This is a genomic window from Pseudarthrobacter defluvii, assembly GCF_030816725.1.
In the GTDB taxonomy this organism is placed as follows: domain Bacteria; phylum Actinomycetota; class Actinomycetes; order Actinomycetales; family Micrococcaceae; genus Arthrobacter; species Arthrobacter defluvii_A.
The window spans coordinates 2,050,901-2,063,498 of record NZ_JAUSYG010000001.1 but is presented as its reverse complement, the minus strand read 5'-3'; the positions used below and the strand labels follow the sequence as shown (position 1 = coordinate 2,063,498).

At 66.4% G+C, this 12,598-nt stretch carries 11 protein-coding genes; 4 read left to right on the top strand and 7 right to left on the bottom strand.

Annotation, left to right across the window (positions count from 1 at the left end; translation table 11 throughout):
- The first annotated feature begins 55 nt into the window (after positions 1 to 55).
- The 3 genes from tpiA (at position 56) to QF031_RS09665 (ending at position 1,709) form a co-directional block, all read left to right on the top strand.
- The gene (gene tpiA / locus QF031_RS09675) at positions 56 to 871 is read left to right on the top strand and encodes a triose-phosphate isomerase (RefSeq protein WP_307427179.1); all 816 of its coding nucleotides are present in this window, start codon (positions 56 to 58) and stop codon (positions 869 to 871) included.
- 48 nt (positions 872 to 919) lie between these two features.
- Positions 920 to 1,174, top strand: coding sequence for a preprotein translocase subunit SecG (gene secG, locus QF031_RS09670; RefSeq protein WP_079596044.1), 255 nt, complete (start codon positions 920 to 922; stop codon positions 1,172 to 1,174).
- Between the two features lie 136 nt (positions 1,175 to 1,310).
- On the top strand, positions 1,311 to 1,709 hold the full coding sequence (locus QF031_RS09665) for an RNA polymerase-binding protein RbpA (RefSeq protein ID WP_307427176.1): 399 nt from the start codon (positions 1,311 to 1,313) through the stop codon (positions 1,707 to 1,709).
- On the opposite strand, the gene pgl is transcribed toward QF031_RS09665, so the two are convergent.
- From pgl to tkt, 6 genes are read right to left on the bottom strand one after another with little or no spacing between them, the layout of a single operon-like run.
- Positions 1,662 to 2,480: a 6-phosphogluconolactonase gene (gene pgl / locus QF031_RS09660; RefSeq protein ID WP_307427173.1), complete on the bottom strand. Its 819-nt coding sequence runs from the start codon at positions 2,478 to 2,480 to the stop codon at positions 1,662 to 1,664. The two genes, QF031_RS09665 and pgl, sit on opposite strands and share 48 nt — an antisense overlap.
- Positions 2,470 to 3,411 (bottom strand): glucose-6-phosphate dehydrogenase assembly protein OpcA, encoded by a 942-nt coding sequence (locus QF031_RS09655; protein ID WP_307427171.1) that lies wholly within the window; start codon positions 3,409 to 3,411, stop codon positions 2,470 to 2,472. Before QF031_RS09655 ends, pgl begins: the two co-directional genes overlap by 11 nt.
- Positions 3,408 to 4,967 (bottom strand): glucose-6-phosphate dehydrogenase, encoded by a 1,560-nt coding sequence (gene zwf / locus QF031_RS09650; protein ID WP_307427168.1) that lies wholly within the window; start codon positions 4,965 to 4,967, stop codon positions 3,408 to 3,410. The genes QF031_RS09655 and zwf overlap by 4 nt, the downstream gene beginning before the upstream one ends.
- Positions 4,968 to 4,981: 14 nt before the next feature.
- Positions 4,982 to 6,613 carry a glucose-6-phosphate isomerase gene (locus QF031_RS09645; RefSeq protein WP_307427165.1) on the bottom strand — a complete coding sequence of 544 codons (1,632 nt, stop codon included), beginning with the start codon at positions 6,611 to 6,613 and terminating at the stop codon, positions 4,982 to 4,984.
- A gap of 5 nt (positions 6,614 to 6,618) precedes the next feature.
- On the bottom strand, positions 6,619 to 7,734 hold the full coding sequence (tal, locus tag QF031_RS09640) for a transaldolase (RefSeq protein ID WP_307427162.1): 1,116 nt from the start codon (positions 7,732 to 7,734) through the stop codon (positions 6,619 to 6,621).
- A 28-nt stretch (positions 7,735 to 7,762) separates the two neighbouring features.
- On the bottom strand, positions 7,763 to 9,880 hold the full coding sequence (tkt, locus tag QF031_RS09635; RefSeq protein WP_307433270.1) for a transketolase: 2,118 nt from the start codon (positions 9,878 to 9,880) through the stop codon (positions 7,763 to 7,765).
- Positions 9,881 to 10,397: 517 nt separating this feature from the next.
- Here tkt and QF031_RS09630 point away from each other — a divergent pair.
- The gene (locus QF031_RS09630; protein WP_307427159.1) at positions 10,398 to 11,354 is read left to right on the top strand and encodes a heme o synthase; all 957 of its coding nucleotides are present in this window, start codon (positions 10,398 to 10,400) and stop codon (positions 11,352 to 11,354) included.
- 277 nt (positions 11,355 to 11,631) lie between these two features.
- On the opposite strand, the gene QF031_RS09625 is transcribed toward QF031_RS09630, so the two are convergent.
- Positions 11,632 to 12,594 (bottom strand): COX15/CtaA family protein, encoded by a 963-nt coding sequence (locus QF031_RS09625; protein WP_307427156.1) that lies wholly within the window; start codon positions 12,592 to 12,594, stop codon positions 11,632 to 11,634.
- Positions 12,595 to 12,598: the final 4 nt, after the last annotated feature.

Here is a 12,598-nt window from a genome sequence, read left to right as displayed (position 1 = left end):
GTTGCCCGCGGCAGCCTGCCGGCAGAACCCTTATCAAGAACTTTTTGGAGATTAAGTGACTACGTCAACGAACGGCGCCTTTGACCGCAAGCCCTTCATCGCGGGCAACTGGAAAATGAACATGGACCACGTACAGGGCATCACCCTGCTGCAGAAGCTGGCATGGACCCTCTCCGACGCCAAGCACGATTACAGCCGCGTTGAGGTTGCCGTCTTCCCGCCGTTCACCGACCTCCGTGGCGTGCAGACCCTGGTCCAGGGGGACGACCTGCAGGTCGCCTATGGCGGCCAGGACCTGTCGCAGTTCGATTCCGGCGCCTACACGGGCGACATTTCGGGGCAGTTCCTGAACAAGCTCGGCTGCAAGTACGTCCTGGTGGGCCACAGCGAACGCCGCACAATCCACAACGAATCCGATGATGTCCTTAACGCCAAGGTCAAGGCAGCCTTCAAGCACGGTGTTGTCCCCGTTCTCTGCGTGGGGGAAGGCCTGGAGATCCGCCAGGCCGGGACACACGTTGACCACACGCTGCAGCAGCTCAGGGCCGGCGTGGCCGGGCTGACCGGTGAACAGGCGGCCGAACTGGTGGTTGCCTACGAGCCCGTGTGGGCCATCGGCACGGGCGAGGTCGCCGGTCCGGAGGATGCGCAGGAAATGTGCGCCGCCATCCGGGCAGAACTCGAAAGCCTCTTCGGGGCCGAGGTGTCCGCCAGGACCCGCCTGCTGTACGGCGGTTCGGTCAAGGCGAACAACGCTGCGGCCATTCTGCAGGAGCGCGACGTGGACGGCCTCCTGGTGGGTGGCGCCAGCCTGGACCCGGCCGAGTTTGCTAATATTGTCAGGTTCGAGAGTCACCTGGTCACGGACTAGTCCGCAACCAGCGCACACTCCCGTAAATCCAACTTCTGAAAGGCCGTCGTGGACGTTCTTCATGTCATTCTGCAGATCCTCCTGGGTATCACCAGCCTCCTGCTGACGCTGCTGATCCTCCTGCACAAGGGACGCGGCGGCGGCTTGTCCGATATGTTCGGCGGCGGCATGAGCTCAGGCCTCAGCTCTTCAGGGGTGGCGGAACGGAACCTTAACCGCTTCACCGTCATCCTGGGGGTCACCTGGGGCGTGGTGATCATCGCGCTCGGCCTGATCATGCGGTTCAGCGGCGGCGACTCCTAAGGCCTTCTTCTGCATAGAGGCCTGCGGCACTCCCGCCGCCCGGCCCGGGCATCTAAACTGTGGCTGTCGGTTATCCGGCGGCCACAGTTTTGTTTAAGCTGCAGGTTCCCGGCTCCCCTTCGAGGCAGGAGTTCCCATGGTCCATCCAGCATCAGGCTTCCGCGGTACCCGCGCCGGGGTGACTGCGGGCTCCGGGTCCAGCCTGCAGTCCAACGACGATTCTTCCGCGCGGCCGCTGCCGCGGATCCAAGTGTCCTACTGGTGCCCGCAGGGGCATGAGACTAAACCCGTGTTCCTGAAGATGCCGGAGGACCAGATCCCCCGGACATGGGACTGCCGGCGCTGTGGCGGACCTGCTTCCCGGGACGGCCAGTTGGCGGCTGCTGATGATCTGTTTGACGACGGCTACAAGAGCCATCTGGAATACGTTAAAGAGCGGCGCTCCGGCCAGGACGCGGAAGACGTCCTGGCCGGAGCGCTGGAAAAACTACGCGCCCGCGGCGTCCTTCCGGACCAGCTGATGCGGGACACGTGAGGCCGCGTTCTCATCAATCAGCCACAGGGTGCGGGATGTTCCGCGGGGTCCTGACGCGGGTACCTGCACGGGGTTGGCCCCCGCCAGGGCAAGGCCCACCGCTCCTGCCTTGTCCTCGCCGGCCACGACCATCCAGACCTCCGCCGCGGTGTTGATGGCGGGCAGGGTGAGGGAGATCCGCAACGGCGGCGGCTTGGGGGAGTTCCGGACGCCCACGACGGCGCGGTCCTTTTCCCGGATTCCGGCCTGCTCCGGGAACAGCGACGCAATATGCGCATCGGGCCCCACCCCAAGCAGCACCACGTCAAGGCGGGGGAGCGACGAGGGTTCCTCGGGCCGGTCGTCGCTCATGTCTGCGGCATGCTCGGCAGCTGCCGCCTCCCTCAGCCGGCGGGCATAGTCCTCGGCGGCTTCCTCAGGAGTGCCGAATTCGTCCGACGAGCCGGGCGAGTGGACCCGTTCCGGATCCACCGGAATGTGCGAGAGCAACGCGTCAAACGCCTGCTTGGTGTTCCGGTCCGGATCGTCGGTACCAACAAAGCGTTCGTCCCCCCACCAGAAGTTGACTTTCGACCAGTCGACGGCGGGGGCCGCCGGTGAGTCCGCAACAGCCTTCAAGGTGCCGATCCCCACGGTTCCCCCGGTGAGCACCACGGTGGCTTCGCCGTACTTGTCCTGGACATCAACGAGCTTGGTGATCAGGCGTGCCGCGATGGCGGCCATGAGGACGGACGAATCAGGATGGATGCTTACGCGTGGGTCAACGCTCACTGGGTCGGACGCTCCTTAGATTGGTTCGTGGCAGTCCAATAGTAATCACTTCACCAAACACTTCGTCCGGGTCCAGGCGGCGGAGTTCCTCGGCGAGGCAGTCACGCAGGCTCCGCCGCGGCAGGGAGATCCGCTGGGCGGGCTGGCCCGGCTGGGTCAGTTCCGCGACGGACAGTCCCGGACGGAAGAGCTGCACGTCGCCGCCGGGGCGGGTGAGCCGGACGCGGCGGATTCCCGTTCCGGCCGGGTCCGCCACGATGGTGACAGGGGCGTCCAGCGTCAGGGTGAGCCAGGCTGCAAGCAGGATCGTGGAGGGCGAGTCCGAGGCGCCTTCCACCGCCACGGCCGTCACGGGGGAGGAGTCCACCTCGTCCAGGGCGGCGGCGAGCTGGATGCGCCAGTTGGTGAGGCGAGTCCAGGCGAGGTCGGTGTCACCGGCCTTGTAGGTATGGTGGATCCGTTCCAGTGCGACTTGGGGGTCGGGCTCGTTGGCGGAGTCGGTGATCCGGCGGTGCGCGATGGCGCCGATGGAGGTCTCGCAGGCGTTCTCCGGCGCCCCGTGCGGCCACCAGGCCACAATCGGGGCGTCCGGGAGCAGCAGCGCGGCCACCAGCGACTCGGACTCATGCGAAAGCTGGCCGTAGCCGCGCAGCACGATGACCTCGGACGCGCCGGCGTCCCCGCCGACCCGGATCTGGGCGTCGAGACGGTCCTTGGCCTCTTTACCGGCGTCGGCCAGCACAATGATCCGGCAGGGGTGTTCCCTGCTGGCGTCGTTTGCCGCCTCGATCGCTTCCTCTTCGAGCCCGGACTTGGTGACCACCACCAGGGTGAGCACCCGTCCCAGGGCGATCACGCCGCCCTGCTCACGCAGGGCCATGAGTTTCTTGGACACCTTGGAAGTGGTGGTGTCCGGCAGGTTAACGATCATGGCCTTCTCCAGGTTCGTCCGTCACGGGCCAGCAGCTCATCAGCACTGGCCGGGCCCCAGGAACCGGGGGCATAGGGTTCGGGCTGTTCGTTCAGGGACGCCCAGTACTCCTCGAACGGGTCGAGGATCTTCCAAGACAGCTCCACTTCCTCATGCCGCGGGAACAAGGGTGGCTCACCGAGCAGCACGTCCAGGATCAACCGCTCGTAGGCTTCCGGGGAGGATTCGGTGAACGAGTGCCCGTAGCCGAAGTCCATGGTCACGTCCCGCACTTCCATCTGCGTGCCGGGGACCTTGGACCCGAACCGGATTGTGACGCCCTCGTCGGGCTGGACCCGGATCACCACCGCGTTCTGCCCGAAGTCGTCCTCACCATGATCGCGGAACAGCAGGTTGGGGGCGCGTTTGAACACCACCGCGATCTCGGTCACCCGGCGGCCCAGGCGCTTGCCCGCGCGCAGGTAGAACGGCACGCCGGACCAGCGGCGGGTGTGGATATCCACCCGGACCGCAGCGTACGTTTCCGTGGTGGAATCGGCCGGGATGCCTTCTTCCTCCAGGTAGCCCTGGACCTGCTCGCCGCCCTGCCAGCCGCCGGTGAACTGGCCCCGCGCTGAGTGCGTGGACAGGTCGTCCGGGAGCTTGACCGCGGCCAGGACTTTTTCCTTTTCCGCGCGCAGGTCGTCGGCGTTGAAGGAGATGGGTTCCTCCATCGCGGTCAGCGCGAGCAGCTGCAGCAGGTGGTTCTGGATCACATCGCGGGCCGCACCCACGCCGTCGTAATACCCTGCACGGCCGCCGGTGCCGATGTCCTCGGCCATGGTGATCTGGACGTGGTCCACGTAGTTCGCGTTCCACAGGGGCTCGAACAACTGGTTGGCGAACCGCAGAGCCAGGATGTTCTGCACCGTTTCCTTGCCCAGGTAGTGGTCGATCCGGAACACCGCGTCCGGCGGGAACACGGACTCCACAATGTCGTTGAGCTTCCGGGCTGACTCGAGGTCGTGCCCGAACGGCTTCTCGATGACCACCCGCCGCCACTTGTCCCCTTCAGCCTGGGCCAGGCCGTGCTTGGACAACTGGCGGCAGACCTGCTCAAAGGCCTTGGGCGGTATGGACAGGTAGAACGCGTGGTTCCCGCGGGTACCGCGGACGTCGTCGAGTTCCTTGATGGTCTCGCCCAGCCGCTCGAAGGCCGCGTCGTCGTCGAACTCACCCTGGACAAACCGGATGCCCTCGGAGAGCTGGTTCCATACCGCCTCATCAAACGGCGTGCGGGCGTGTGCCTGCACCGAGGCCTTCACCTCCGCGGCGAAGTCCTCCTTGTCCCACTCCCGGCGGGCAAATCCCACCAGCGCGAAACTCGGCGGCAACAGGCCACGGTTGGCCAAATCGTAGACGGCCGGCATCAACTTTTTCCGGGCGAGGTCGCCGGTTACCCCGAAGAGCACCAACGACGACGGACCGGCGATCCGGTTCAAACGACGGTCACGGGGATCGCGCAACGGGTTGCGCGCGCGGCCCGCGCCCTTCCTGCCGTATTCAGTTTCTGGCATTGTGCTGATGTGCCTTAGCTTTCGGTTGCGGATGCGCGGGTGGACAGGGCAGCGACAACGTCCTGCAGCTGTGCCACACCGGCGGCACGGTCGGTGAGGTGGAGGCGCAACACGGGACGGCCGTGCCCTTCCAGGACCTGGGCGTCGCCCGCGGCCTGCGCGGCGATGAGCTCGCCGAAGGTGAAGGGCCGGTCCGGAATCGACAGGTCCTCCGCGGGTGCGGCAGTGACCTGGAGGAACACGCCGATCGCGGGACCGCCCTTGTGGAACTGCCCTGTGGAGTGCAGGAAGCGTGGGCCCCACCCGAAGGTCACCGGACGGCCGGTCGCAGCAGCCAGCTCATCACGGATGCCTTCCAGTTCGGCGAACGCCAACCGGTCGAAATAGGCCTGTACGCTCAGGTAGCTGTCCGCGGCCAGCGTGCCCAGCAGCGCCTTCACGGCACCTTCCGCCGTGGCAGCATCGCCGAGCCAGTCGCCGCCACGGACCTCAATGGCGCCGTCAACGAACGCGGCCGGAGTGGGCTCGGGCTGGGCGTCCAGCAGTCCGCGTGCAGCCACCTTGGCGGCTTCGACGTCCGGCTGATCGAAAGGATTGATGCCGAGGAGACGGCCGGCTACGGCAGTGGCGAACTCCCACACCATCATCTGGGTGGCGAGACCACCGGCGATGGCCATCTGGTTTTCACCGAGTTCGACGTCGGCGTCCGCGGCCACCAGCCGAACCACCAGAACATCCGGCGCACTCGACGTAACCTCGGGGGCCTCCGGGCCTGCCACCACAGGGAGGATGCCGGTGCCCAGCTTGCCAGTTGATTCGGCGATGAGCTGCTCGGCCCAGTCGGCGAAGCCGACAATCCCGGAGCCGTCCTCGGCGATGACAATCTTGTTGCGGAGCGGATTGGTGCCACCGAGGGCGGCGCCCAGGGCGAGGCCGATGTTTTCAGGGGCATCATCGTTGAGGATTTCGGCAGCTTCCTCAGCCTCGTCCAGGAAAGCCTGGATGTCCACGCCGGCCAGGCCCGAGGGGACCAGGCCGAACGCGGTCAGGGCGGAATAGCGGCCGCCGACGTTGGGGTCGGCGTTGAAGACGGCGCGGTACCCGGCCTCCCTCGAAGCCTTGTCCAGCGGCGAGCCCGGGTCCGTCACGATGATGATCCGGCTCTTGGCGTCCACGCCGGCCTCTGTGAAGGCCTGCTCGAAAATACGCCGCTGGGAATCGGTCTCCAGGGTGGAGCCGGACTTGGACGAGACCACGATGGCTGTCTCGGCCAGCCGGTCCGCCAGGGCGGCCCTGACCTGGTCCGGGTCGGTACTGTCGAGCACTGTCAGCTCGACGCCACCGGTCCCTGCGATGACCTCGGGGGCCAGGGAGGATCCGCCCATGCCGCAAAGCACGATCCTGCTGACGCCCTCGGCGCGCAGGGCGTCGCGGAGTTCCAGGATGTCCTTGACCAGGGGCTGCGAAACGGTGGCGGCTTCCACCCAGCCCAGGCGGACGACCGACTCGGATTCGGCGTCAGGGCCCCACAGGGTGTGGTCCTTGGCGAAAATCCGGGTGGCGATCCGGTCCTCGATGAGGGCGGGAAGGTGCTGCTCAAGGGCCTGCTGGGCAGCGCCGGTGGCGTCGAAGCTGAGTGTGCTCATGGGTGCTAGGAAGCCTTCCGTGCAGAGGCGAGGGCGCCTTCGACGTCGGCCAGCAGGTCCTTCCAGCTGGCCACGAACTTATCAAGGCCTTCGGTTTCAAGGAGTGCGACGACTTCGTTGTAGGACACGCCCAGCTTTTCCAGGGCGTCGAGGGTGGCGTTGGCATCCTCGTAGGTGCCGGTGACAGTGTCACCAGTGACCACGCCGTGGTCGAACGTGGCGTCCAGCGTCTTTTCCGGCATGGTGTTCACGACGCCGGGGGCGACGAGTTCCGTGACGTACAGCGTGTCCGGGTAGGCAGGGTCCTTCACACCGGTGGAGGCCCAGAGGGGGCGCTGGGGGAGCGCGCCGGCGTCTGCCAGCAGGGCCCAGCGTTCGGTGGCGAAGAGTTCCTCGTAGACCTGGTATGCCAGGCGGGCGTTGGCCAGGCCTGCCTTGCCCTTCAGTGCCTTGGCTTCGTCGGTGCCGATCTTGTCGAGGCGCTTGTCGATTTCGGTGTCCACGCGGGAAACGAAGAAGGACGCCACGGAGTGGATCCTGGAGAGGTCGTGGCCGTTTTCCTTGGCCTGTTCCAGGCCGGACTGGAAGGCGTTGATGACTGCACGGTAGCGCTCCAGGGAGAAGATCAGCGTCACGTTGACGCTGATGCCCTCGGCCAGGGTTGCCGTGATGGCTTCGAGGCCCTCGATCGTTGCCGGGATCTTGATGTGGACGTTGTCCTTGTTCACGCGCTGCGAGAGGTGCTTGGCCTCGGCGATGGTTCCTGCGGTGTCCCAGGCAAGACGCGGGTCGACTTCAATGGAAACGCGCCCGTCCACGCCCTTGGTGGCGGCGGCAACAGGGGCGAACAGGTCGCAGGCGTCGGCGACATCGGTGGTGGTGATCTCGAAGATCGTGTCCTCCACGCTGGCGCCTTCGGCTGCCTTGCCGGCAATGATCTGGTCATAGTCGGTGCCGGTGGTGATGGCGGCGTGGAAGATCGACGGGTTGGTGGTCACACCAACCACGTTCTTCTCCTCGATGAGTTTGCGGAGAGTGCCGGTCTTCAGGCGTCCGCGGGAAAGGTCGTCGAGCCAGATGGAAACTCCGGCGTCGGAGAGCTGCTGGGTGGGAGTAGTCATTGCTGTATCTCCTGGAATTTTGAGGGTTTTAGGCCTGGAGGGCGGCGAGGGAGTCCTTGGCGGCAGCGGCCACTGCTTCCGCCGTGATGCCGAACTCCTGGAAGAGCCGCTTGTAGTCGGCAGAAGCGCCGTAGTGCTCGAGGCTGACGGAACGGCCGGCGTCGCCGACGAATTCGCGCCAGCCCAGGGCCAGTCCTGCTTCGACCGAGACGCGTGCCTTGACGGCGGCAGGCAGGACGGATTCGCGGTAGGAGGCGTCCTGCTTCTTGAACCATTCAACACACGGCATGGACACGACACGCGCAGCGATGCCTTCGGATTGCAGTGCTTCGCGGGCCTGGACAGCCAGCTGGACCTCGGAACCGGTGGCGATGAGAATGACGTCGGCCGGAACCGTGGCGCCGTCCTTGGAAGCCTCAGCCAGGACGTAGCCGCCCTTTGCCACACCCGCCGTGGACGCGAAGGTGTCACCGTCGGCGTCGCCCGCGCCGCGTTCCCAGGTGGGAATGTTCTGGCGGGTCAGGACGATGCCTGCCGGGTTGGCGTGGTTTTCCAGCATGGTCTTCCAGGCCGCCGCCACTTCGTTGGCATCGCCGGGGCGGACAACGTCCAGGCCGACGATGGCGCGCAGGGAGGCGAGCTGCTCCACCGGCTGGTGGGTGGGGCCGTCCTCGCCCAGGCCGATGGAGTCGTGCGTCCAGACGTACAGGGACGGCACACCCATCAGGGCACCGAGGCGGATGGCGGGCCGCTGGTAATCGGAGAAGATCAGGAAGGTCCCGGAGAACGCGCGGGTGTTGCCGGCCAGGGTGATGCCGTTCACGATCGAGGCGGCGGCGTGCTCACGGATGCCGAAGTGCAGCACCCGGCCGTACGGGTTGCCGGACCACGCATCGGTCTGCTTGGAGGCGGGGACGAAGGACGGCGAGTCCTCGATGGTGGTGTTGTTGGACTCCGCGAGGTCGGCCGAACCGCCCCACAGTTCGGGCAGGACCGGTCCGAGCGCGTTCAGGACCTTGCCCGATGCGGCGCGGGTGGAGACGTCCTTTCCGGCCGGGAAGACCGGGAGGGCCGCGTCGACGCCGTTGGGCAGTTCCTGGGCCTCGAGGCGCTGCAGGAGTGCGGCGCCTTCGGGATTGGCTTCCTGCCATGCGGTGAAGGACTCTTCCCATTCCTTGCGCTCCGCGGCGCCGCGTTCCACCACCTGGCGGGCGTGGTCCAGGACTTCCTGGTCCACCTCGAAGGACTTGGCCGGGTCGAAGCCGAGGACTTCCTTCAGCGCCGCGACCTCGTCGCCGCCGAGGGCGGAGCCGTGGATCTTGCCCGTGTTCTGCTTCTTGGGGGCCGGGTAGCCGATGATGGTGCGCAGCGAGATGATGGACGGCTTGGAGGTCTCGGCCTTGGCCGCCAGCAGCGCGCCGTAAAGCTCCTGGACGTCTTCCTTGTATTCGCCGGTGCGGGTCCAGTCCACCCGCTGGGTGTGCCAGCCGTAGGCTTCGTAGCGCTTCAGGACATCCTCGGTGAAGGCGATGTCGGTGTTGTCCTCGATGGAAATGTGGTTCTCGTCGTATATGACCACGAGGTTGCCGAGCTCCTGGTGCCCGGCCAGCGACGAGGCTTCGGCCGTGACGCCTTCCTGGAGGTCGCCGTCGGAGGCAATGACCCAGATGGTGTGGTCGAAAGGCGACTCGCCGGCAGGAGCATCGGCGTCGAACAGGCCACGCTGGCGGCGCTGGGAGTACGCAAAGCCAACCGATGATGCCAGGCCCTGGCCGAGCGGCCCGGTAGTGATCTCCACGCCCGCGGTGTGCTTGTACTCGGGGTGGCCGGGGGTCAGCGAGCCCCAGGTGCGCAGCGCTTCGAGGTCCTTAAGTTCCAGCCCGTAGCCGGAGAGGAACAGCTGGATGTAAAGGGTCAGCGACGTGTGGCCGGGGGACAGGACGAAACGGTCACGGCCCAGCCACTGCGGATCACGCGGGTCATGGCGCATCAGCTTCTGGAAGAGAAGGTAAGCGGCCGGGGCCAGGCTCATGGCGGTTCCGGGGTGCCCGTTGCCCACCTTCTCCACGGCGTCTGCGGCGAGGACACGGATGGTATCCACGGCCTTCTGGTCCAAGCTGGTCCATGACAGTTCTTGCTCTTCCAAATGTGGCACGAAACCGGGCCCCTCTCTGTGCTGGCGGCGGTGGTACACGGGATCCGGCTGACGGCGCACAGGTGGCGTCCGCTGCGGTGTGTACCAGCCGTTCACCATCGAAACGTTGATCCTTGCATTCAGTCACGGACAGCAGCGGGAATGCGTTTTCCACCGCTTTCTTGCTGTGTGCTGATCTGGTGACAGCTTAGCTCTTATCCATACTCCGGGCGGGCCAAATCTCACGTTGTGGACGTAATTTCCCCTTTTGTGAATCAGCATCCCGGCGCGCTGACTTAATCTGCTCGAATGGGCCTGCGAGCGATCAAAAGCGCATATGGCGGGGCGGGGACAGGGCTGCCGGCGCGGTATGATATTCGGAGGCCAACGCCGGGTGCGCATCGTTACCGCCGCCCGGGGTTTCCCGGCTGTTGCACGCACCCGATGCATTTCCTTCCCTTGTGCCGTGCCCGGGCCCGGGCCGTACGACCGGAGCTGCACTGCCAGACTCAACTGCCACACAGAACGGGTGACTGCCACCGTGAGCACAACAGATACGCCGCTGAACGCATCCCGGGCCGCCGGCACCGGGTTTGCCCGTAAGGCCAAGGCGTATCTCGCCCTCACCAAGCCGCGGGTGATCGAGCTGCTCCTGGTCAGCACCCTGCCCACCATGATCTACGCCGAGCGGGGCTTCCCGTCCATTGGATTGATCCTGGCGACCCTCGTGGGCGGCGCCTTCGCCGCCGGCAGTGCGGGCGCCTTTAATTGCTACATCGACCGCGACATCGACAAGTTGATGCACCGCACCGAAAACAGGCCGCTGGTCACCGGCGAAGTCACCCCGCGCGAAGCCCTGGTTTTCTCGTGGCTGCTGGGCGCTGCCGCCATCGCCATCCTCTGGTTCGGGGCCAACCCGCTCTCCGCCTGGCTGGGGCTCGGTGCCATTTTCTTCTACGTTGTCATCTACACCATGATCCTCAAGCGCCGCACGGCTCAGAACATCGTGTGGGGCGGTGCCGCCGGCTGTTTCCCGGTGCTGATCGCCTGGGCTGCCGTGACCAACTCCGTCGAGTGGCCCGCCATCATCCTCTTCATGGTGATCTTCCTCTGGACTCCGCCGCACTACTGGCCCCTGTCCATGCGCTACGGCGAGGACTACCGGAACGCCAACGTGCCCATGCTTGGCGCCATCGCCGGCGCCAAAGTGGTGTCAGTCCAGGTGGTCCTGTACGCCTGGGCCATGGTGGCCTGCTCGCTGCTGATGGTCCCGGCGGGCGGCGCCGGATGGGTGTACACCCTTACCGCAGTCCTCGCCGGCGGCTGGTTCCTCTATGAGTCCCACGCCCTTTACGGCCGTGCGCAGCGCGAGGACATCCAGGACAAGCGGGCCATGAAAGTGTTCCACGGCTCCATCAGCTACCTCACGCTGCTGTTCATCGCCCTCGCAGTGGATCCCTTCGTTGGGCAAGCCATCATTCGCTAGCCCCCGAGACCGGGCTTGAGCGGAACCCGACAGCGGCTCCCACCTAGCGTGGGGCCGCTGTTTCCTTTTCCGTCACCTGCCGCTTTCGAGCACGCTACGCGCCATCACTTCCCGCCCTCCAATCGGCAACGCGGCATCATGTCAGAGGCATCAGGACCCGGACGTCGCGTTCGACGGCGGGCGGCAGGACAGGGCCCCGCTGGCCGGCCCGATTAACGGCCAGGCGCCCCGGTCCCAGATGGGGCCGGGGCGCCTGCGGCGTTTTGCGGAGAGCCGCTTACTTCACAGCGGTGCCGGGTTCGACCGCGCTGGAGTGGGCGACGTCCCAGGCGTTGGTCGATGCGGCCATTAGCAGCGCCGCGCCCAGCATGTGGGCGGCGACCAGCAAGGCCGGGATGCCGTTGTAGTACTGCGTGAAACCGATAATGGCCTGGAGGATGGTGACGCCCAGGAGCATCAGGACGGCGGTGCGGAACGGTCCGGTGATGCGGCGCCTGATGACCAGGACCAGGGCCACGACGGTTCCGGCCGTGACCAGGTAGGCAGGCACCGCGTGGATGTGCGAGAACAGGTCCCAGTCAAGGTCGTTGCGGGGAGCGTCGGCGTCACCGGCATGCGGGCCGGCCCCCGTGACCACCACGCCGAGCATTACGGCGACGGCGGAGAAAAGGGCGACGGCGGCAGTCACCGGGCGCAGCACGGCAGGCAGCGCGGCGGGCCGGGTGGCCACGAAGCGGCCGGTGCGGCCGAAGGCGCGGTTCACCAGCAGGGTGGCGAACACCACCAGGGCCATGGACACCAGGAAGTGCAGGCCCACCACCCACGGGTTGAGGTTGGTGAGGACCGTGATGCCGCCGATCACTGCCTGCGCGGGAATGCTGGCGAGCAGCCCGAGGGCCAGCAGGAACAGGTCCTTGCGTTCCTTCCGCAGGTTCCACAGGTACACCAGCATGAGGGCGGCCACGGCCGCCAGCGCGAACGTCAGGAGCCTGTTCCCGAACTCGATGAAGCCGTGGATGCCCATTGCGGGAGTGTTCACCAGCGAGTCCGACGTGCAGCGGGGCCAGGTGGGGCAGCCAAGGCCTGACGCCGTCAGCCGGACTGCACCGCCGGTGACCACCAGGAGCGTCTGCCCGATCAGGGAAGCGACGGCGAGCCGGCGAACGCGGGCGTCCACGGTGCGTGGGAGCCGGGAGGCCAGGCGGCCGGCGAACTGGGGAAGGCGTGAAGCCGTGGTCACGATT